At 71.9% G+C, this 18,777-nt stretch carries 19 protein-coding genes; 13 read left to right on the forward strand and 6 right to left on the reverse strand.

Going from position 1 to position 18,777, the window contains the following annotated elements:
- The first annotated feature begins 7 nt into the window (after positions 1–7).
- Positions 8–925, forward strand: coding sequence for a MurR/RpiR family transcriptional regulator (locus tag LZG04_RS33130; RefSeq protein WP_233824553.1), 918 nt, complete (start codon positions 8–10; stop codon positions 923–925).
- On the forward strand, positions 922–1,857 hold the full coding sequence (murQ, locus tag LZG04_RS33135) for an N-acetylmuramic acid 6-phosphate etherase (protein WP_233824555.1): 936 nt from the start codon (positions 922–924) through the stop codon (positions 1,855–1,857). Before LZG04_RS33130 ends, murQ begins: the two co-directional genes overlap by 4 nt.
- Here murQ and LZG04_RS33140 read toward each other — a convergent pair.
- A complete protein-coding gene (locus tag LZG04_RS33140) occupies positions 1,826–2,275 on the reverse strand; it encodes an Lrp/AsnC family transcriptional regulator (protein ID WP_233824557.1) in 450 nt (149 codons plus the stop codon). The two genes, murQ and LZG04_RS33140, sit on opposite strands and share 32 nt — an antisense overlap.
- 108 nt (positions 2,276–2,383) lie before the next feature.
- On the opposite strand from LZG04_RS33140, the gene LZG04_RS33145 reads away from it, so the two are divergent.
- Entirely contained in the window at positions 2,384–3,199 is an 816-nt protein-coding gene (locus LZG04_RS33145; RefSeq protein WP_233824559.1) for a tryptophan 2,3-dioxygenase, read from the forward strand.
- Positions 3,196–4,317, forward strand: a complete 1,122-nt coding sequence (gene kynU / locus LZG04_RS33150) for a kynureninase (protein WP_233824561.1) — start codon at positions 3,196–3,198, stop codon at positions 4,315–4,317. Before LZG04_RS33145 ends, kynU begins: the two co-directional genes overlap by 4 nt.
- A gap of 170 nt (positions 4,318–4,487) precedes the next feature.
- On the opposite strand, the gene LZG04_RS33155 is transcribed toward kynU, so the two are convergent.
- Positions 4,488–5,213, reverse strand: coding sequence for an oxidoreductase (locus tag LZG04_RS33155; protein WP_233824563.1), 726 nt, complete (start codon positions 5,211–5,213; stop codon positions 4,488–4,490).
- Between the two features lie 91 nt (positions 5,214–5,304).
- Here LZG04_RS33155 and LZG04_RS33160 point away from each other — a divergent pair, with 91 nt between their 5' ends.
- The 5 genes from LZG04_RS33160 to LZG04_RS33180 all read left to right on the forward strand — a co-directional run bounded on the left by LZG04_RS33160 (position 5,305) and on the right by LZG04_RS33180 (position 10,843).
- Positions 5,305–5,874, forward strand: coding sequence for a GNAT family N-acetyltransferase (locus LZG04_RS33160; RefSeq protein WP_233824565.1), 570 nt, complete (start codon positions 5,305–5,307; stop codon positions 5,872–5,874).
- 202 nt (positions 5,875–6,076) lie between these two features.
- Positions 6,077–8,053, forward strand: coding sequence for an acetate--CoA ligase (gene acs / locus LZG04_RS33165; RefSeq protein ID WP_233824568.1), 1,977 nt, complete (start codon positions 6,077–6,079; stop codon positions 8,051–8,053).
- Positions 8,054–8,192: 139 nt separating this feature from the next.
- The gene (gene nhaA, locus LZG04_RS33170) at positions 8,193–9,389 is read left to right on the forward strand and encodes a Na+/H+ antiporter NhaA (RefSeq protein ID WP_267938514.1); all 1,197 of its coding nucleotides are present in this window, start codon (positions 8,193–8,195) and stop codon (positions 9,387–9,389) included.
- 48 nt (positions 9,390–9,437) lie between these two features.
- The gene (locus LZG04_RS33175) at positions 9,438–9,908 is read left to right on the forward strand and encodes a phage holin family protein (RefSeq protein ID WP_233824570.1); all 471 of its coding nucleotides are present in this window, start codon (positions 9,438–9,440) and stop codon (positions 9,906–9,908) included.
- An 8-nt stretch (positions 9,909–9,916) separates the two neighbouring features.
- Positions 9,917–10,843, forward strand: coding sequence for an alpha/beta fold hydrolase (locus LZG04_RS33180; protein WP_233824572.1), 927 nt, complete (start codon positions 9,917–9,919; stop codon positions 10,841–10,843).
- Between the two features lies 1 nt (position 10,844).
- Here LZG04_RS33180 and LZG04_RS33185 read toward each other — a convergent pair whose 3' ends face one another.
- From LZG04_RS33185 to nth, 4 genes are read right to left on the reverse strand one after another with little or no spacing between them, the layout of a single operon-like run.
- Positions 10,845–12,032 carry a MarP family serine protease gene (locus LZG04_RS33185; protein ID WP_233824574.1) on the reverse strand — a complete coding sequence of 396 codons (1,188 nt, stop codon included), beginning with the start codon at positions 12,030–12,032 and terminating at the stop codon, positions 10,845–10,847.
- Positions 12,029–12,700 carry a CoA pyrophosphatase gene (locus LZG04_RS33190; RefSeq protein WP_233824576.1) on the reverse strand — a complete coding sequence of 224 codons (672 nt, stop codon included), beginning with the start codon at positions 12,698–12,700 and terminating at the stop codon, positions 12,029–12,031. Before LZG04_RS33190 ends, LZG04_RS33185 begins: the two co-directional genes overlap by 4 nt.
- The gene (locus LZG04_RS33195; protein ID WP_233824578.1) at positions 12,697–13,299 is read right to left on the reverse strand and encodes a TlpA disulfide reductase family protein; all 603 of its coding nucleotides are present in this window, start codon (positions 13,297–13,299) and stop codon (positions 12,697–12,699) included. Before LZG04_RS33195 ends, LZG04_RS33190 begins: the two co-directional genes overlap by 4 nt.
- The gene (gene nth, locus LZG04_RS33200; protein WP_233824612.1) at positions 13,296–14,063 is read right to left on the reverse strand and encodes an endonuclease III; all 768 of its coding nucleotides are present in this window, start codon (positions 14,061–14,063) and stop codon (positions 13,296–13,298) included. The genes LZG04_RS33195 and nth overlap by 4 nt, the downstream gene beginning before the upstream one ends.
- 273 nt (positions 14,064–14,336) lie before the next feature.
- Between nth and LZG04_RS33205 the strand changes: the two genes are divergently transcribed.
- The 4 genes from LZG04_RS33205 to dnaN all read left to right on the forward strand — a co-directional run bounded on the left by LZG04_RS33205 (position 14,337) and on the right by dnaN (position 18,259).
- Complete coding sequence (locus LZG04_RS33205; RefSeq protein WP_015097743.1) at positions 14,337–14,588, forward strand: hypothetical protein; 252 nt, start codon at positions 14,337–14,339, stop codon at positions 14,586–14,588.
- A gap of 198 nt (positions 14,589–14,786) precedes the next feature.
- Positions 14,787–15,461 (forward strand): Crp/Fnr family transcriptional regulator, encoded by a 675-nt coding sequence (locus tag LZG04_RS33210; RefSeq protein WP_033441932.1) that lies wholly within the window; start codon positions 14,787–14,789, stop codon positions 15,459–15,461.
- A gap of 424 nt (positions 15,462–15,885) precedes the next feature.
- Positions 15,886–17,121 (forward strand): MFS transporter, encoded by a 1,236-nt coding sequence (locus LZG04_RS33215; protein WP_233824580.1) that lies wholly within the window; start codon positions 15,886–15,888, stop codon positions 17,119–17,121.
- Between the two features lie 31 nt (positions 17,122–17,152).
- Positions 17,153–18,259 carry a DNA polymerase III subunit beta gene (dnaN, locus tag LZG04_RS33220; RefSeq protein ID WP_233824582.1) on the forward strand — a complete coding sequence of 369 codons (1,107 nt, stop codon included), beginning with the start codon at positions 17,153–17,155 and terminating at the stop codon, positions 18,257–18,259.
- Positions 18,260–18,777: the final 518 nt, after the last annotated feature.

Consider the following 18,777-nt stretch of genomic DNA (forward strand, 5'->3'; position numbering starts at 1 on the left):
TTCCCACGTGTCCACCGAAAGTTCCGCCGACTCCAGTCCCCTGGTCAAGATCCGTTCACTGCTGCCGGGCCTGGCCCGCGCGGAGCAGCGGGTCGCCAAGGTCGTGCTGGACAACCCGGCGACCGTCGCCCACCGCAGCATCACCGAGGTCGCCGAGGCCGCGGGCACCAGCGAGACCACGGTGACCCGGTTCTGCAAGGCCATCGGCGTCGGCGGGTACCCGGAGCTGCGCATCGCGCTGGCCGCCGACACGGCTCGCACGTCCATGCGCACCGACCGGGACCTGGGCGGCGACATCGGCCCCGGCGACGACCTGCGCCAGGTGGTGGGCAAGGTCGCGTTCGCGGACGCGCGCGCGGTCGAGGAGACCGCCGAGCAGCTCAACGTGGAGACGCTCGAAGCGGTGGTGGAGGCCGTCGCGGGCGCGGGCCGGGTGGACGTCTACGGGTTCGGGGCGAGCGCGTTCGTCGCGTTCGACCTCCAGCAGAAGCTGCACCGCATAGGGCGCACGTGCTTCGCGTGGAACGACACGCACATCGCGCTCACGTCGGCCGCCGTGCTCACCGACGCGGACGTGGCGGTCGGGATATCGCACACCGGCTCCACCTCCGAGACCGTCGAGGCGCTGCGGGTGGCCAAGGAGCACGGCGCGACCACGGTGGCGCTGACGAACTTCCCGCGCTCGCCGATCAGCGAGATCGCCGACCACGTGCTGACCACGGCGGCGCGCGAGACCACGTTCCGCTCGGGCGCGATGGCCAGCCGGATCGCCCAGCTCACCGTGATCGACTGCCTGTTCATCGGCGTCGCGCAACGGCACGTCGACAGCGCCAAGACCGCCCTGGAGGCGACGTACGACGCGGTGTCGGGGCACCGCCTCGGCGCGCGGCCGGACGGCAGGCGACGCCGGGAGTCCGGTAAATGACGCCGCCCCGGGACGGTGTCGCGGTCCGCGTGGACTCACCCACCGAGGCCAGGAACCCGCGGACGCTGGACATCGACCGGCTCTCCACGCTGGACGTGCTCCGCCTGATCAACACCGAGGACCACCTCGTGCCCGACGCCGTCGCGGCCGTGCTGCCCGAGCTGGCCCGTGCCGCGGACCTCGCGGTCGGCGCGCTGCGCGCCGGCGGCCGGGTGCACTACGTGGGCGCGGGCACGTCCGGCCGGTTGGCCACGCTCGACGCCGCCGAGCTCGTGCCGACGTTCAACTCGCCGCCGGACTGGTTCGTCGCCCACCACGCGGGCGGCCGGGACGCGCTGGTCAACGCCGTGGAGGACGTCGAGGACCAGGCGTCCGACGGCGCCGCCGAGATTCGCGCGCACGCGGCCGCGGGTGACCTGGTCGTCGGCGTCACGGCGTCGGGCCGCACGCCGTTCGTGGTGGCCGCGCTGGAGGAGGCGCGGACGCTGGGCGCGCGCACCGTGCTGGTGTCGAACAACCCGACCGCGCCCGCGCCGGTCGAGGTGGACGTGCTGATCGCGGTCGACACGGGTCCGGAGGCGATCGCGGGGTCGACCCGGATGAAGGCGGGCACGTCGCAGAAGCTGGTGCTGACGTCGTTCTCCACCGCGGTGATGGTCCGGCTGGGCCGCACGTACTCGAACCTGATGGTGTCGATGCGCGCGACCAACGCCAAGCTGCGCGGCCGCACGGTCCGCATCCTGCGCGAGGCCACGGGCCTGGGCGAGCAGGAGTGCACGACGGCGTTGGCCGACTCGGGCGGCGACCTGAAGGTCGCGTTGGTGCACCTGCTGTCCGGCGCGCCCGCGGCGCTGGCCGCCGAGGCGTTGGAACGCACCCAGGGGCACGTCCGGATGGCGCTCAGCCAGCTCGCACCGGGCGCCACGGGATAGGCGTCGACAGCACCATCGCGCTGGACGTCTCGCCGTAGCCGCCCAGCCGCACCAGCAACCGCTCCAGCTCGCTGATCGACGTGGTCACGACCTTGACCACGGAGCAGATGTCGCCGGTCAGCCGCACCACCTCCACCACCTCGGGGCAGTCGTCGAGCAGCTCCGGGTGCACCGTGATGCACCGCGGCCCGTAGCACTTCATGCGCACCAGGGCGATCACCGGACGTCCCACCGCCGTCGGGTCCACGGTGGCGCGGTAGCCCGTGATGACGCCCGCGTTCTCCAGCCGCCGCACGCGTTGCGCGACCGTCGGCGGCGACACGTGCACCCGCCGTGCCAGCTCGTTGTACGACAACCGCGCGTCCTCCTGGAGGGCCTCCAGCAGGGCCCAGTCCACGCCGTCCAGTTCGATGCTCACGGTCGCAAAGCTACTCCGCGCATTTGCTTTCCAGTCATAAGAACTTTCCAGCGAAAGTGCATCCGTCACCCATTCAGCCAGCCCGAACACGCGGTCATGATGGAACGCATGACTTGCCCTGTCTCACCCAAGCTCGACTTCGGCGGCACGACGCCCTACGAGGACTACGTGCACGCCTCCGTGCTGCACTCGCTGCAACAGCAGTGGTCCAAGGATCCGCGTGAGATGTCGTTCCTGGTGATCACGCAGGTCATGGAGCTGTACTTCGGGCTGCTGTGCTTCGAGTGGCGGCAGGCCAAGGCCGAGCTGCGCGCCGACGACCTGCGTGCCGCGGTCCGCACCCTGCGCCGCAGCGACCTGCACATGCAGGCGCTCAACGCGGCGTGGCGGCCGATCGCCCGGATGACGCCCGCCGAGTTCAACTCGTTCCGCGACGCCCTCGGCGAGGGCTCCGGCTTCCAGTCCGGCCGCTACCGCGAGGTGGAGTTCCTGCTCGGCGAGAAGTCCCGTTCGATGCTCGTGCCGCACCGGGCCGTGCCGCAGCAGCACGACGCGCTGGAGAAGCTGCTCAACGAACCCAGCCTGTACGACGACGTGCTGGCCGCGCTGCACCGGCAGGGCCTGCCGATCCCGGCGGAGGTGCTCGAACGTGACGTCAGCGGACCGTACGAGCCGAACGCCGACGTGGAGGCCGTGTGGGCGGACATCTACCGCGGCGGGTCGCGTGACCTGCTGGAACTGGGCGAGGCGTTGACCGACATCGCCGAGGAGTTCGCCCGCTGGCGCTACGACCACCTGCTGGCCACCCGCCGTTCGATGGGCGCGAAGACCGGGACCGGCGGCTCGGCGGGGGTTGCGTGGTTGGAGAAGCGCACGCAACGCTCCGTGTTCCCCGAACTGTGGACGGCCAGGAGCTACGTATGAACGACCGGTTGGCGCACATCCGCGACCTGTTCGACCTCGACGACGACGTCGTGTACCTGGACGGCAACTCGCTGGGCGCGCCGCCGAAGGCCGTCGCCGAACGCGTGCAGCACGTCGTGCGCGAACAGTGGGGCCGGCGGCTGATCCGCAGCTGGTCGGAGGGCTGGTGGGAGGCGCCGGAACGGGTCGGCAACCGCATCGGCCGGCTCATCGGGGCCAAGCCGGGGCAGGTCGTGGTCGCGGACTCGACCAGCGTGAACCTGTTCAAGGCGCTGATGGCCGCGGTGCGCAACACCGACCGCATGGAGATCGTCGTCGACGAGGGGACGTTCCCGACCGACGGCTACATCGCCCGGTCGGTGGCGGAGCTGACCGGCCTGGCGTTGCGGCCCGCGCCGCCGGAGGAGCTGGACCTGCGCGACACGACGGCGGTCGTGCTGCTCAACCACGTCGACTACCGCACCGGTCGGCTGCTGGACATGGCGAAGCTGACCGAGCAGGCCCACGCCGTGGGCGCGAAGGTCGTGTGGGACCTGTGCCACAGCGCGGGCGTGCTGCCGATCGAGCTGGACGCGCTCGGCGTCGACCTGGCCGTGGGGTGCACGTACAAGTTCCTCAACGGCGGGCCGGGGTCGCCCGCGTTCCTGTACGTGCCGAAGCACGCGCAGGCGACGTTCGACCAGCCGTTGACGGGGTGGACGGGCCACGAGGTGCCGTTCGCGATGTCGCCGGAGTACACGCCCGACCCGGGCGTCTCCCGTGCGCGGGTGGGCACGCCGGACATCATCTCGATGCTCGCCCTGGACGCCGCCCTGGACGTGTGGGACCACGTGGACCTCGCCGACGTCCGCGCCAAGGGCCTGGCCCTGACCGCCCACTTCCGCTCGCTGGTCGAGGGCCTGCCGGGCATCGAGGTGATCACGCCGGCCGACGAGTGGCGCGGCCACCAGATCAGCCTCCGCCACCCCGAAGCCGCCCGGCTGATCGAGGAGCTGATCGAGCGCGACGTGATCGGCGACCACCGCCCGCCGGACCTGCTGCGCTTCGGCTTCGCCCCGCTCTACAACACCTTCGACGACGCCACCCGCGCCGCCACCACCCTGAAAGAACTCCTCTGACCCGCGAGTCCAACGTTCGGAACGCGAGTGTCCTACGTTCAGGTACCCCGAGTTGAACGTTCAGAACAAGATCCACTGTGCTGAGCGTTCAACTCGCGCGTTCCGAACGTAGGACACTCGCGTTCCGAACGTAGGACACTCGCGTTCTGGAGGTAGGACTCGCGCGGGGGTCAGGTGGAGGCGGCGTCGGCGATGCTGCGGGCTTCGCGGGAGCCGGCTTGGAGCGCTTCGCAGAAGAAGAGCAGCCAGCGGGTGATGCCTTCGGGGTCGCCGGTGGAGAAGCCGTGCAGGGCGGAGGCGTAGTCGTCCTGGCGGCGCAGGCAGAACACCTCCGGCACGCCGAGCGACTTCGGGTCCAGGCCCGTGGCGATGGAGGCCAGCCGGGACGCCGCACGCGCCACCACGCCGTTGGCCGTGTGGAACGGCGCGAGGGTCATCAGCTCCCCGTGCACCACGGCCACCAGCAGCGGGCCCGGGACGGAGGTGCCGCCGGTGACCAGTTGCGCGAGCAGGTCCAAGCGCTCCGAGACGCCCGGCGCGGAGCGGGGACGGCCCAGTTCGCCGCCCAGGTCCGCGCCCGCCAGCACGTGCAGCCGCGCCAACGCCTGCAACGGCGCGCGCTGCCACGTCGGGAACACCACGCCCAGCGACTCGGCCACCCGCAGCGCACCCGCCAGCACGGGGTCGCTCACGGTCCCGTCGGTCGGGATGGCGGTCGGCCCGCCGTCCAACGCCGCCGACGCGCGGGCGGCACGCACGGACGCCTCGGCCGCGGTGGTCGCCCAGCCGCGCAGGTTCACCCGGTGCCGGTGCACCTGGAACACGGCGTCACGCGCCGCGGCGACGGCGTCGGCCACACCGGGCAGGTCCAGCAGCGGGGCAAGCGGATCGGTCACGCCGCAGCACACTACCCGCCGGTAAGTGGCCATCCACACCAAGCCGAAAATGGCTATGCGAAGTAGCCACTGGCGGATTTATCGTCGAAGCATGAACTGGTACGACCGCCCCGTGCTCATCGGCGACCACGTCCGCCTCGAACCGCTCTCCCCCGAGCACGCGGAGGGCCTGCACGAGGCCGGCAAGGATCCCGAGATCTGGAAGTGGCTGAGCACCCACCAGCCGGCCACGGTCGAGGAAACCCGCGAGTACATCGAGCGCGGCCTGGCCGACCCCACCCGGCTGGCCTGGGCGCAGATCGACCCGCGGACGAACGAGGTCGCCGGCACCACGTCCTACTACGAGATCGACCCGCGCAACCGCGGGCTCTACATCGGGCACACGTGGATCGGCACGCGCTGGCAGCGCACCGCCCTCAACACCAACGCCAAGTTCCTGCTCCTGCGCCGCGCGTTCGAGGACCTGGGGGCCCTGCGCGTCGGCTGGCACACCGACCTGCGCAACGAGCGCTCGCAGAAGGCCATCGAACGGCTCGGCGCGACCCGCGAGGGCGTGCTGCGCGTGCACCGCATCAGGCCGGACGGCACCCTGCGCGACACGGTCGTCTACTCGATGACCGCCGACGAGTGGCCGGAACTGAAGGCCAAGCTCACGACGTGACGCGAGTCACGCGGGGTGCCGCTGGTCGCAACCTAGGTGTCGTTCGGCGGAATCGCGGTGGTCAGCGGGCTCGCACCGGGTTACACAGTTACCCACGCGTTTCGAACTCGGCCGAAATTGGTCTGAACCTTTTGGGTGCGCAGTGAGCTGAATCGCACTACCGTCAGTGCGCACCCCCACGGATTCAGGAGGTCCGCCCGCCATGACAGAGCCGCAAGCCGCCCTGGACAACCTGTTGACGGAGAACAGGACGTTCCCGCCCAGCGAGGACTTCGCCGCGCAGGCCAACGCCACCGCCGCGCTGTACGAGGAGGCGGACGCCGACCGCGAGGCGTTCTGGGCGAAGCAGGCCGAGCGGCTGTCCTGGGACACCAAGTGGGACCGGGTCCTCGACTGGTCGAACGCCCCGTTCGCGAAGTGGTTCGTCGGCGGCAAGCTCAACGTCGCCTACAACTGCGTCGACCGGCACGTCGAGTCCGGCCACGGCGACCAGGTCGCCATCCACTGGGAGGGCGAGCCCGGCGACAGCCGCGCCATCACCTACGCCGACCTGCAGCGGGAGGTCTCCAAGGCCGCCAACGCGCTGGTCGAGCTCGGTGTCGGCGCGCAGGACCGGGTCGCCATCTACATGCCGATGGTCCCCGAGGCCATCTTCGCCATGCTCGCCTGCGCCCGGCTCGGCGCGATGCACAGCGTGGTGTTCGGCGGCTTCTCCGCCGAGGCCCTGCGCACCCGCATCGAGGACTCGCGGGCCAAGCTGGTGATCACCACCGACGGCCAGTACCGGCGCGGCAACCCGGCGGCGCTCAAGCCCGCCGTGGACGAGGCCGTCGCCAACGCCGAGAGCGTCGAGCACGTGCTGGTGGTCAAGCGCACGAACACCGACGTCGAGTGGACCGAGGGCCGTGACGTCTGGTGGCACGACGTGGTGGACCGCCAGTCCGACCAGCACACGCCGGAGGCGTTCGACTCCGAGCACCCGCTGTTCATCCTCTACACCTCGGGCACCACGGGTAAGCCGAAGGGCATCCTGCACACCTCCGGCGGCTACCTGACCCAGGCGTCGTACACGCACCACAACGTGTTCGACCTCAAGCCGGACACCGACGTGTACTGGTGCACCGCCGACATCGGCTGGGTCACCGGGCACAGCTACATCGTGTACGGCCCGCTGTCCAACCGCGTCACGCAGGTCGTCTACGAGGGCACGCCCAACACGCCGCACGAGGGCCGGCACTGGGAGATCGTGCAGAAGTACGGCGTGTCGATCTACTACACCGCGCCGACGCTGATCCGCACGTTCATGAAGTGGGGCGCGGACATCCCGGCGAAGTACGACCTGTCCAGCCTGCGCGTGCTGGGCAGCGTCGGCGAGCCGATCAACCCCGAGGCGTGGATCTGGTACCGGGAGACCGTCGGTGCGGGCAAGACGCCCGTCGTGGACACCTGGTGGCAGACCGAGACCGGTTCGATCATGATCTCGCCGCTGCCCGGCGCGACGTCCACCAAGCCCGGCTCGGCGCAGCGCCCGCTGCCCGGCATCAGCGCGAAGGTCGTCGACGACCAGGGCAACGAGGTCCCGCACGGTGGCGGCGGCTACCTGGTGCTCGACCAGCCGTGGCCGGGGATGCTGCGCGGCATCTGGGGCGACGACGAGCGCTACCGCGACACGTACTGGTCGCGGTTCGCCGAGCAGGGCTACTACTTCGCCGGTGACGGCGCGAAGTACGACGCCGACGGCGACATCTGGCTGCTGGGCCGGGTGGACGACGTGATGAACGTGTCCGGGCACCGCATCTCCACCACCGAGGTCGAGTCCGCGCTGGTCTCGCACCCGACGGTGGCCGAGGCGGCGGTGGTCGGCGCGACCGACCCGACCACGGGCCAGGGCATCGTGGCGTTCGTGATCCTGCGCGGCGGCGTGGCCGAGGGCTCCGACGGCGCGGAGGCGATCAAGGCGCTGCGCGACCACGTGGCCAAGGAGATCGGCCCGATCGCGAAGCCGCGGCAGATCATGGTCGTGCCGGAGCTGCCGAAGACCCGCTCGGGCAAGATCATGCGCCGGCTGCTGCGCGACGTGGCGGAGAACCGGCAGGTCGGCGACGTGACCACGCTCGCCGACTCGTCGGTCATGGACCTCATCTCCAACGGCCTGAAGTCGGGCGCGTCCGAGGACTGAGCACAGCAGGACGGAGATCGTCACCCGGAGGGGCCCGCCGTTCGTCGGCGGGCCCCTCCGTGGGTTAGGGTCGTTCCCGGTGAGCCGGGAAGCCTGGTCGGCACGAGGATGAGTCGTTGCCGAACCACCGGAGTCGATCTTGATCAGCAAGCGTGGCGCCGCCGCCGAGTTCGCGCGTTACCTGCGCACCGAGACCGTCGGCGGGATGATCCTGCTCGCCGCCACGGCCGTCGCGCTGATCTGGGCGAACTCCCCGTTCTCCGGCGCGTACACGGCGTTGCGGGACTTCCACCTCGGCCCGGAGTCGCTGCACCTGAGCCTGAGCGTCGGCGACTGGGCCAAGGACGGCCTGCTGGCGATCTTCTTCTTCGTCGCCGGGCTGGAGCTCAAGCGCGAGCTGGTGATCGGCGAGCTGAACGACGTCAAGTCGGCGATCCTGCCCGTGGTGGCCGCGGTCGGCGGCATGGTCGTGCCCGCGGTGATCGCGCTGGGCGTCGGGTGGGGTGAGCCGGGGGTCGAGCGGGCGTGGGCGATCCCGGTGGCCACGGACATCGCGTTCGCGCTGGGCGTGCTGGCGATCACCGCGTCGGGACTGCCGAACAGCCTGCGGTTGTTCCTGCTCAGCCTGGCCGTGGTGGACGACCTGGGCGCGATCTTCCTGATCGCGGTGCTGTTCACCGCCTCGTTCGACCTGGTCGCGGCGGCGGCCGCGGTCGCGCTGCTGGCGCTGTACGCGTTCCTGCAGCACAAGCGGGTGACCACGCCGTGGCTGTACGTGCCGATCGCGGTGGGCACGTGGGTCGCCGTGCACGCGGCGGGCGTGCACGCCACGATCGCGGGCGTCGCGCTGGCCCTGCTGACCCGGGTGCGCAAGGACCGCTACGAGCACGAGGCGCCGGCGTTGCGGCTGGAGCACCGGTTGCAGCCGTGGTCGGCGGCCGTGGCGGTGCCGGTGTTCGCGCTGTTCGCCGCCGGTGTGCCGGTGAACGGCGAGGCGTTGGGCTCGCTGTTCGGCGACCGGCTGGCGCTGGGCGTGATGCTCGGCCTGGTGGTGGGCAAGGTGGTCGGCATCGTCGGCGCGTCGGCGTTGGCGGTGCTGTTCAAGGCGGCCGTCTGGCCCAGCGGCGCGGGACCGCGGGACATCGTCGCGGTGGCCATGCTCGGCGGGGTCGGCTTCACGGTGAGCCTGCTGATCGCCGACCTCGCGCTGGACGGCGCGGCCGCCGAGCAGGCCAAGGCGGCGGTGCTGCTGGCGTCGATGACGGCCTCGTTGCTGGCGTCGGTTCTGCTAGTCCGGCGCAGTCGGGTGCACCGACGCGCCGACGAGGAGGGGTAAACGGCCCGTCGAGCGGCCTCGGTGCGCCGTGCATGGCACGATGAGCCGGTGACCAGCGCTCGGGAGAACACCAACGGCAGCGGACTGCCACCTGTTCCGTCGATCCCGTTGACCGCGGAGAGCGCGGCGAAGATCGCGGAGGAAACGTCCATCGGCGGCCTGGTGCGCGACGCCACGGCCCACCTGTCCACGTTGGTCAGGGCGGAGGTCGAGCTCGCCAAGTCCGAGGTCGCGGGCGAGGTCAAGAAGGGCCTCAAGGGCAGCGTCTACTTCATCGTCGCGCTGACGGTGCTGCTGTTCAGCTCCTTCTTCTTTTTCTTCTTCGGCGCCGAGCTGCTGGACGTGTGGCTGCCCCGCTGGTCGGCGTTCCTCATCGTGTTCGGGCTGATGCTGCTCACCGCGGTGCTGTTCGCGCTGCTGGGCTACCGGAAGGTGAAGAAGCTGCGCGCGCCGCAGCGGACCATCGACTCGGCCAAGGACACCGTCGCGGCACTCCGGCACCGCGGCGAAGGCCACTGAGCCGCGCCGTGCGGCTGCCACCGGACCCGTCGACCGCTCGGGTGCCCGGCCCGTGGGCGCACCGGGACGTGTCCGCCAACGGCATCCGCCTGCACGTCGCCGAGCTGGGCGACGGCCCGCTCGTGCTGCTGCTGCACGGTTTCCCGGAGTTCTGGTGGACGTGGCGGCACCAGCTCGTCTCGCTCGCCGAGGCGGGCTACCGGGCCGTGGCCGTCGACCTGCGCGGCTACGGCGACTCGGACAAACCACCGCGCGGGTACGACGGCTTCACGCTCGCGGGCGACGTCGCCGGCCTGGTGAAGGCCCTCGGCGAACCGCGGGCGCACCTCGTCGGCCACGCGTGGGGCGGCATGCTGGCGTGGACGGTCGCCGCCATGCACCCCCGGCTGGTCTACTCGGTGACGGCGGTGTCCGCGCCGCACCCGCTGGCGCTGCGCCGTGCCATCCGCCGCCACCCGCGCCACCAGGGCCGGGCGAGCGCGCACCTGTTCCGCTCCCAGCTCCCCGTCTACCCGGAGCGGTGGCTGACCCGGGACCGGGGTGCGGCCGTCGCCGGGATGCTCGGCGCGTGGGGCGGTCCGAAGTGGAGGGTGTCGCCGGAGTTCGACGAGGTGGTGCGGCGCAACCGCGAGGCGTTCCTGGTGCCCGGCGTCGCGCACAGCTCGCTGGAGTACCACCGGTGGGCCGTGCGGTCGCAGCTGCGCGGTGACGGCCGCCGCTTCGCCGAGGCCGTGGACCGCAGGCTGGACGTGCCGGTGCTGCAACTGCACGGCGCGCTGGACCCCGTGATGCTGGAGTCCACCGCGTCGGACTCGGCGGTGTGGACGGGCGCGCGCTCCTCCTACCGCGTGCTGCCGGAGGTGGGCCACTTCCCGCACCAGGAAGCGCCGAACACGACCAGCCGGCTGATCACCGAATTCCTGGCGAAGGTCTAGGTCAGGACGCGCAGGTCTGGGTGGACGCCCGGCGCACCATCGTCGGCGCCTTCGCCACTTCCTCGGCGACCTCGTCGGCGGTCAGCACGAACCCGGTTTCCTGGTCGTCCACGGCCGCGCCGAACACCACGCCCATCACCCGGCCCCGCGGGTCGACCAACGGCCCGCCGGAGTTGCCGCTGCGCACCTTCGCCCGCACCGTGTACACGTCCCGCGTCACGGTCTGCGCGTCGTAGATGTCCGGCCCGCGCAGCATCCTGATCCGCTCCCGCACCCGCGCCTCGGACGCCGTGTACGGCCCGTCCAACGGGTAGCCGAGCACGATCCCGTCCTCGCCCGGCGCGATCTCGTCGGTGCGGAACTCCAGCGGCGTGGCCTCCAGGTCCGGCACGGCCAGGATCGCGATGTCGGTCTGCGCGTCGTAGTGCACGACCGTGGCGTCGAACTCGCCGACGCCGACCTCGACCGTCACGTCCGTGGTGCCCGCGACCACGTGCGCGTTGGTCATGACCCGTTCCGGCGCGATGACGAACCCGGTGCCCTCCAAGGCCCGCGAGCACGACGGCGCGCGCCCGCGCACTTTGAGCACGCTGGGCTGCAACCGCCGCACGACCGGGTTCGCGCTCAGCGCCGGGTCCGGCGGACCCACCTCCCGCAACGGGGTCCGGTCGAACGGGTCCATCGCGGCCGGGAAGCCGGACACGTCGAACAGGTTCTGCAGGTCGTCGGCCAACGTCCGCGCGGCCGGCGGCATGGCGTCGTCGACGTGGGACAGGATCACCGACTGGTTGAGCGTCTTGGCCAGCGACGGCAGGCCCGCGACCATGGTCAGCGGCAGCGCGATCATCCACGCCACCACGAACACGACCGCGCCCTGCACGATCGCGCCCAGCGCGTTGTCCAAGCCGCGCAACGGGCTCGCGTTGACCTTGGGCTTGATGCCGCGGCCGATGTAGACGCCCAGCGTCTCGCCCAAGGCCACCAGCAGCACCACGATGCCGACCGCGAACACGACCTTGGTCACCACGTTGTCGAACTGGGCGACCACCAGCGGCGCGAGCTGCGTGCCCAGCACCAGGCCGATGAGCACGCCGACGAACGCGGGCAGCGCCACGACCACGCCCTGCCGCGCGCCCGAGACCGCGGCGAAGGCGGCCAGCGCCAGCACGAGCAGGTCGACCCAGTTCACGGCACCTCCACCGCGCGCAGCGCCAGGTCGAGGTCGCGCACGTCCGAGGTGTCCCACGGCCGTTCCCAGCCGCCCAGCGAGAGCAGGCCGTCGAGCAGGCCGGCGGTGAAGCCCCACACCAGCATGCCCGGCGCGGAGAAGGCCGGGCCGACGTAGCCGGACGGGTGGCTCACCCGGAACCGGTTGGCCGGGTCGGCCAGGTGCGAGATCGGCACCCGTGCCACGGCGGCGGTCTCGGCCGGGTCCACGGGCGCGACCGGCGACGGCGCGTCCCAGTGCGCGAGCACCGGCGTGACGACGAACCCGGACACCGGCACGTACAGCCGGGGCAGCGTGGCCACCGGCCGCACGCCCTCGCGCAGCACCCCGGTCTCCTCGAACGCCTCGCGCAGCGCCGTGTCCACCGGCCCGTCGTCGGTGGGGTCGGCCGCGCCACCGGGGAACGCGACCTGGCCGGGGTGCGAGCCGAGCGTGTCGGCACGGCGCAGCAGCAGCACGTCGGGACCGTCCGGGCCGTCGCCGAACAGCATGAGCACGGCGGCGGGGCGTCCGCTGCCGTCGGGCGGCGGCTTGATCCGGGTGAACGCGCGGGCGTCGATCTCCGCGGTGGCCTTGACCAGCGCGCCCATCCACTCGGGGACGTCGTCCGGATCGACCAGGGCCGTCATCCGACCACCTCGCGCACCTGCTCGACCGACGTGAACACGACGGGGTCGGTGACCTGGGTCAGCGAGCCGTCCGCCCCGACGACGTAGCTCAACGGCAACGTCCGGGGCACCCGGGCGGCCTTGCGCACCCCGTCGGCCGGATCCGCGACCGAGGGCAGGCGCACGCCGAGCTTCGCCAACAGCTCCAGACCGTCAGCCTCCTTGCTCTCCACCAGGACCGCGACCACCGGCACCGCGCCGGGCTCCTGCGCGTAGGCGTCGAGGACCTTCAGCTCCTCCTGACAGGGAACGCACCAGGTGGCCCAGAAGTTCACCACAGCGCGGCCCGTGACGGTGGACGCCACGTCGACCGGGCGTCCATCGCCCAGGCAGGTGACCGTGACGCCGCGCAGGGGCTGCGGACCCGGCGCGTCCGGCGGGCCCTGCGGGCACGGCCTCAGCGCCGCCTGGCCACGTGCCGCGTCCAGGTCGACGGTCCGCTCGGTCCGGGTCGGGATCGCGCCCTGCTCGGCCGGCTCGGGTGAGCGGGGCCACAGCGCGACGGCGCCCGCCACCGCCAGCACCACGACGACGACGGCCCACCGCGCTGGTGCGCTCACGCCAACTTCTCCCCCGCCCGCACCCGTTCGGCGAGCTCGATCAGGTGCGGCGCCTCGTCGCCCTTGACCAGCTTCTGCGCCTTGACCGGGTCGACCTGGCCGATGCCGTAGGACGGGCACAGCGGCGCCAGCAGGCACGCGCCGCACGCCGGGGTGCGGGCGTGGCACACGCGGCGGCCGTGGAAGATCGTGCGGTGGGAGAGCAAGGTCCACTCCTTGCGCTCGACCAGCGCGCCGACCGCGTGCTCGACCTTGACCGGGTCCTCCTCCTGGGTCCAGCCCCAGCGGCGGACCAGCCGGCCGAAGTGCGTGTCGACCGTGATCCCCGGCACACCGAAGGCGTCGCCCAGCACCACGTTGGCGGTCTTGCGGCCGACGCCGGGCAGCGTCACCAGGTCCTCCAACCGGCCGGGCACCTCGCCGCCGAACCGTTCCACCAGGGCGGAACCGAGCCCGATCAACGAGGTCGCCTTGTTGCGGTAGAAGCCGGTGGGCTTGATCAGCTCCTCCAGCTCGGCGCGGTCGGCGGAGGCGTAGTCGGCCGCGGTGCGGTACCGCCGGAACAACGCGGGGGTGACCTGGTTCACCCGGACGTCGGTCGTCTGCGCCGAGAGCACGACCGCGACCAGGAGCTGCAACGGGTCGGCGAAGTCCAGCTCGCAGTGCGCGTCCGGGTAGCCCTGGCCGAGGACCCGCACCACGCGACGCGCCCGGCGGACCAGCCCCAGCCTCGTCTCCGGCTGCTTCACCGCGCTCTTCGCCATGCCGACGAGATTACTGGCCGCGGCGGCGATCACGGCGGCTCGGCCCTCGGCGGCGATCCCTCGCCCGGTCGTGGGAAGTCCCACCCTCGCGGGGGATGGCTCCCGGCGGGCGGCCCCCGGTTTCAACCGCGACGATCGGGGGCAAGCAACCACCGGCCGACCGCGCACGTCCCTTGAACGACGCCGGTGCACGACTGAACGACCTCGAACCGACACGCCGGACTGACCCCCTTGACCGCGCGCCGAACCGGATGCGCAAGGATCGGAGCCATCATGACTGCCTGGTTCGTCATCGCCGTTCCGATCGTGATCATGTTCTTCGCGCTCTTCATGGAGCGCGTGGAAGCTCGTCTGCGGCACGTCGCCGTGCAGGAGGACGAGGTCGAGGAGTTCCTGGAGTCGGCCCGCCCCGACGAGGTCAGGGCGCTCTACGGGCACGGCATCGGCCGCGCGCTGGAACTGTTCCGGCTGCGCAGGCTGGGCGGTCGTGCCAGGAACCTGCGTCAGCGGCGCACCCGCCGCTAACCGGGGAAGGACCGTGCAGGCCCACGGGGTCAACCCCCCGCGGGCCTTATCGGGCTGTCCGGGCAGCGTGGACGGCGCGCCGAAAGGCGATCCCGACCACAGCCCTTAGACTGCACTCAGTGATCGGCGGCAGGCGCTGATCCGCCAGAAGGCGGAACGCGCTCAACCATGCCGCCGCGTCTCGACAGGAGGGACGAGGTGGACGAGACCCTGGCCCGCGCGGGCATTTTCCAGGGGGTTGAACAGGCCGCGGCGGAGGCGCTGGCGCAGACGCTGGAGTCTGTTGAATTCCCGCGTGGCCACGTGATCTTCGCGGAAGGCGAGCCGGGCGACCGGCTCTACATCATCCAGTCCGGCAAGGTGAAGATCGGCCGCAAGTCGCCGGACGGCCGGGAGAACCTCTTGGGGATCTTCGGACCGTCCGACATGTTCGGCGAGCTGTCGATCTTCGACCCGGGTCCGCGCACGTCCACCGCCACCACGGTGACCGAAGTGCGCGCGGTCAGCATGGACCGCCCAGCGCTGCGGCAGTGGATCACCAACCGGCCGGAGATCGCCGAGCAGCTGCTGAGGGCCCTGGCCCGCAGGCTGCGCCGGACGAACTCCATGCTGGCCGACCTGATCTTCACCGACGTGCCCGGCCGGGTCGCCAAGGCGTTGCTGCAGCTCGCGCAGCGCTTCGGCAGCCAGGAGGCCGGCCTGCTGCGGGTCACGCACGACCTGACGCAGGAGGAGATCGCCCAGTTCGTGGGCGCCTCGCGCGAGACGGTGAACAAGGCCCTGGCCGACTTCGCCCACCGCGGTTGGCTGCGGCTGGAGGGCAAGAGCGTGCTGATCCTGGACCCGGAGCGCCTGGCCCGCCGGGCCCGCTGAGGAGTGAGAACAACAAGACCGGGCGCCGCCCCCGACGCGGCGCACCGGTCTTGTTGCCGCACGGCCCATCCCCCGACAGACCGCGCCTTCCACACCTCCGACGCCCGCAGGCCCCGACCCTCGTGGCGCCGGAAGGAGGCTTGGTTACCCGCTGCGACCACACCCGAAACGGGCTGGCGGTGGTTCGGCGGTGGCTGCTTCCACGATCGCACGCCACCTCCCCCGCAACTCAAGCCCGTTCACCCTCAGGGACCCTCTGTTCAGCGGTTTCTCCAGGTGGTTTCACCCGGTCATCCCAGTGTTGTGACCGAACTGCAACCCGCTCCCAGCCGGTGGACGGTCCAAGACCGTTTTCCGGTCCGGTGACGGATCACACCGGGCAATGACTGGTACGGGCGTACCAGTGCGAGGCATACTGGTACGCATGTCCCACTCTGCCCGCCTGTCCGACTACCGCACCGCCCTCACCACCCCCGGCATGCGCGGCCCCGTCGTCGCGTCCCTGCTCGCCCGCCTGCCGATCGCGATGGTCGGTCTGTCGCTGCTGCTGTACGTGCAGCGCGAGACCGGCTCGTTCGCCGCGGCGGGTCTGGTGTCGGCGTCGTCGTTGGTCGGTGTCGCGGTCGGGTCGATCGTGCAGGGCAGGCTGATGGACCGGCTCGGTCCGACGCGGCCGCTGCTCGGCGCGGTGTCGTTGTTCGCGGTCTTCGTGGTGCTGGCGATCAGCGCGGTCGAGGCGGGCGCGGGGTTGGCCGTGCTGACGCCGGTCGCGTTCCTGGTCGGGCTCACCGAGCCGATGGTGGGCTCCGCGTCGCGTGCCCTGTGGGCGCACGTCCTGCCCGCCGGGTCCGCCCGGCTCGCCGGGTACGCCTACGAGGCGATCAGCATGGAGGTCTTCTTCATCCTCGGCCCCGGCCTGGCCGGGCTGCTGGTCACGGCGCCGTGGGCGGGGACCGGCGTGGTGATCGGCGCGGCGTCGATGGCGGTCGGCGCGCTGTGGTTCGCGTTGAACCCGACGGTGCGCGGCGTGCGGCCGGCGGCGAGGAGCCGGAACCTGCTCGGCGCGTTGGCGTCCCCCGGGATGCGCACGGTCGCGTTGGCGGCGTTGGGCTTCGGCGTGACGATCGGGTTCATCGAGGTGGCCGTGCCCGCCGCGGCGGCGCGAGCCGGGCACGTCGGCATGGGCGGTGTGCTGCTGAGCCTCTGGTCGGTCAGCTCGGTGCTGTTCGGCATCCTGTACTCGATGAAGCCGTTCCCGCGGGCGATGCACCTGCGGCTGCCCGTGCTGCTGGGCGGTTTCGCGGTGCTGTCGCTGCTGCTGGCCGTGCCGGCGACGTTGGTCGGCCTGGGCGTGGCGCTGTTCGTGGTGGGCACGTTGATCACGCCGCAGGCGACCACCCACTCGGCCGCGATCGAGCAGGTCGCGCCCGCCGGGACGGCCACCGAGGCGTTCGGCTGGGTGGTGACCGCGGTGACGGTCGGGTTGGCGATCGGCCAGTCCGCCAGCGGTCAGCTGGTCGAGGTCTACGGCACGGGCGTGGCGTTCGTCGCCGCCGCGGTCGCCGGTTTGGTGATCGCCGCGCTGGTGTGGGTCTTCCGCGGCACGGTGGCGGCCGGCGTGCCGTCGCGCCGGGACGACCTCGCCCTCGTCGCGCCCTGAATTGTCGGTGGTCGGGTCTAGCTTGTCCGGCATGGACCTGACCGCCACCACCACCGACCTGGCCGCCGCCGCTGCCGATGTCGCCCGCCTCCTGCCGACCAGGGTCTACGACCCGGTGCTGGCGGGTTTGGTGCTGCGCGCGTCCGCCGAGGGGATCGAGCTGGCGGGCAGCGACCGCGAGCACGCCGTGCGCCTGACCCGTGCCGCGACCGTGCACACCGACGGCGCGGTCGTCATCCCGGCCCGGCCGCTGGCGGAGACCTTGCGCAGCCTCGACGACCCGCAGGTGCGCCTGGTGGTGGAGGGCTCCCGGCTGGCCGTGCGCACGTCCACCGCCCGCTTCGCGCTGCCGTTGTTGGACCTGGCCTCCCACCCCGGCATCCCACCGCTGCCACCCGCCGTGGGCTCGCTGCCGGCCCGCACCCTGACCGCCGCCCTGACCCCGGTCTCGTCGGCCGCGTCCAAGGACGACGCCCTGCCGATGTTCACCGGCGTCCGCCTGCACAGCGCGCCGGGCGGCCGCCTGGAGCTGATCGCCACCGACCGTTATCGCATGGCTTTCGCTTCGCTACCGTGGGTGCCGACAGGTGAGCTGGACGCCTTGGCGCCGGCGGTCGTGCTGGCCGAGGCGTCCCGGCAGCCGGACCGCGAGGCGGCCGTGACGGTGCACGCCGACGCGGACCGGATCGCCTTGTCGTGGCCGGGCGGCAGCGTGAGCACCGCGCTGCTGGCGGCCCCGTTCCCCGACGATCGAGTGCGGAAGTTGTTGGAGGCGGTCATCGACAGCACGGTGTTGGTGGAGGCCGATGTGCTGGCCGGAGCGGTGCGACGGGCCGTCCCGTACGCCGGTCCGCACGGTTCGGTCACCATCCAGGTGGACGACGGCGAGCTGAGGGTGCGCGGCAGCGATCCCCAGAGCGGCGAGTCGGAGGAGTCGGTCAAGGCCACGATCGACGGCAATCGCGTGACCAAGACCTTCCAAGCCAGATACCTGGCGGATGCGCTGCGCGCGTTCAGCGGCCGGCGGGTCGAACTGCGCATCCAGGACGGCCTGCGCTCCACTGTTCTGACGAGCCAAGCGGGCGACGACGGCGTGGAACTGACCTACCTGGTCGTCCCCCTCCGCACCGTCTCCTGATGTCGGCCACCTAGCCCGATCGGGTGAACCTGCCCCGGAAATGTACGGAAACACCGTTACCTCACCTCGGTTGAAAACCAGCGGAACCGCCTCGACCACCGCCCCACCCCCCCACACCCCGGAGCCGCCGTCCCGACCCACAAGCCGCAGCCACACCGAGCCGGAACCCCCGCTGAGCCGCAGCCATCAAGCGGCCCCACCGGCCTGCCACCACCGGCCTGCCGCCACCGGGCTGCCGCCAGCCGGCCCACCGGGCTGCCGCCAACCGCCGTCAGCCGGCCCTGTCGAGCCGGGACCGCACCGGGCCATCGCCGCACCAGGCCGGCCCCACCGGGTCACCGCCGCACACGCCCGGGCCGGCCCCACCGGGCCGCCGCCTGACCGGACCGCAGCCTGACCGGACCGCAGCCTGACCGGACCGCAGCCTGACCGGACCGCAGCCTGACCGGACCGCAGCCTGACCGGACCGCAGCCTGACCGGACCGCAGCCTGACCGGACCGCAGCCTGACCGGACCGC

Origin of the sequence: Saccharothrix sp. S26 (genome assembly GCF_021390395.1) — a bacterium.
Taxonomy (GTDB): domain Bacteria; phylum Actinomycetota; class Actinomycetes; order Mycobacteriales; family Pseudonocardiaceae; genus Actinosynnema.